Origin of the sequence: Castellaniella sp. (assembly GCF_004321985.1) — a bacterium.
Classification (GTDB): Bacteria; Pseudomonadota; Gammaproteobacteria; order Burkholderiales; family Burkholderiaceae_B; genus Castellaniella.
In genome coordinates this window covers 1-1,904 of the sequence record NZ_SCQN01000066.1, presented here as the reverse complement: position 1 = coordinate 1,904, position 1,904 = coordinate 1, and the positions used below count along the sequence as shown (strand labels likewise).

Here is a 1,904-nt window from a genome sequence, read left to right as displayed (position 1 = left end):
CGCGTTTTCAACGGTGAACTTTTCAGGATAGCGAATAGCCAGCTTATTGATATTACGACGCATACCCTCATAAGGATCCAACCCCGTTTCGTCTTCAATAATGACGGCATACCATGAAGTTCCACAACCACCAGCGCCATCAGCCATTTCTTCCTGAAGATTGACGGCATCCAATTCACCACCATTCAACCCCTTGAGATAGGCTTGTGCCAATTCCGAAGATTCCGTAAGAACACCAAGGACACCGTGGGTGATACGAGGAGACACTTCGTCAACCACCTCTTCTGGAGTATGGCGATTACGTTTCATCGTGGCGATGGCAGTCAACAGTTCATCGGTAAGGCTATCAAACTTTTCATCATATTTGGTGGACTTCTTGTAATAAATTTTCTTCTTGAGGCAGTCCAGAAGTTCACCACAAGCAATAAAGGCTTCCAGTAGCGCCTTGTACTCAGGCTTATTAGCCTTGACTTCGTCAACAATGGATTCGGTACGAAGCGCGAGTACCTTGTATTCTTCAAGAGTGAGCTTGGTGCCTGCGGGGATGAGTTCCTTAACTTCTTTCTTTGTGTCCGACATGATGAATACCTTGTTTTATAAAGTATGCATGATAACATATTTAACAGAAAATTTTAACTTATTTTTCGTCTTCTGATTAATTTCGCTTGCTTTGTTTAAGCCAATTTAGTATAATGGTTCAAATAGCAATTACCTCCGCACATAACAGAACAACTGGAAGGCTCATATGAACAAGACACCTTACGAACAAGTTTATGAACTCATGACTTCGGCACGATTCGCTGGCAATGATGAAGCATCAGTAGCAAGGAATCAAGCAGCTTTCCAGCTTGATATTCAAGGTTTGGTAGCGGAAGACCTTGGAGTACAAAGTGTTACCGATTATGAGTCGGAGATCAGTAAGCGTGTGGCCTTCATCAAGCAGATGTTACTGAATAGCCACACGCAGTCTTTAGTTCTTGGTGTGTCAGGAGGCGTTGATAGCCTTTGTGCTGGTCTTATGTGTCAGCGAGCAGTCAATGAATTGAATGCCCTTGCTAAGGGGCTACCATTGCCACAATATCGTTTTGTGGCCGTCAAGCTTCCTTATAAGGTTCAGTCTGACCACGACGCAGTTGACATGTCATTGAGTTGTATTCAGCCTTCACAGATCGAGGAAGTCAATTTGGAAAATCCAGTGGATGCTATTCGTGCGGGAATGTCACCGACTTTCAAGAAGGAAGGTTTAACTTCCAGCAAGGTGGATTTCAATATCGGCAATGTGAAAGCACGTATGCGTATGCTCATCCAGTATTGTGTCGCAGGATCATGTCATGGACTGGTTGTAGGCACCGATCATGCCTCAGAGGCAGTTACAGGGTTCTTTACGAAGTTTGGTGATGGCGGGTTTGATTTTTCTCCGTTACAGGGATTAGTGAAGGCACAGGTTAGAGAGATTGCCAAGCGTTTAGGCGCACCGGAATCGCTTTATCAAAAGGTGCCTACGGCTGACCTTGAAGATTTGGCAGAAGGGATCCCTGATGAGAAAGCTCTGGGCGTTTCTTATGAGCATATTGACGCTTATCTCTTGGGCAAGGATGTCAGTAAGGATGTTTTTGACACCATTACTGGACATTACATGAAGACTCAACACAAGCGTATGTTGCCTACACTGATGGTTTAATAAGACACTATTATTGAAACCTAAAGTTAAAGAAAAGGAGCCAAAAGGCTCCTTCTTTTTTACATCTTATTTTCCAATGGCACGATGATAAACAATTTCAAACGCCTTCTCAAGGTCAATTCCGTGAGCATCCGCATATTCCTGTGCTTTTGCCAAGACATCAATAGATCCGACAAACTTGTGTTGCATCCGTGTCCGATTTTCTGCGATATCAATGCGTTCC

2 protein-coding genes are annotated in these 1,904 nt (G+C 43.9%); one reads left to right on the top strand and one right to left on the bottom strand.

Features of this window, described 5'->3' with window-relative positions:
• The coding region (locus EPN31_RS15860) for a hypothetical protein (RefSeq protein WP_291775526.1) at positions 1-579 on the bottom strand (579 nt) is incomplete at its 3' end.
• Positions 580-745: 166 nt separating this feature from the next.
• On the opposite strand from EPN31_RS15860, the gene nadE reads away from it, so the two are divergent.
• A complete protein-coding gene (nadE, locus tag EPN31_RS15855; RefSeq protein WP_291775523.1) occupies positions 746-1,681 on the top strand; it encodes an ammonia-dependent NAD(+) synthetase in 936 nt (311 codons plus the stop codon).
• Positions 1,682-1,904: the final 223 nt, after the last annotated feature.

What these genes read in the sequence shown, in the direction of transcription:
- nadE (WP_291775523.1), top strand. Translation starts at nt 746, where the DNA reads ATGAACAAGACACCTTACGAACAAGTTTATGAACTCATGACTTCGGCA.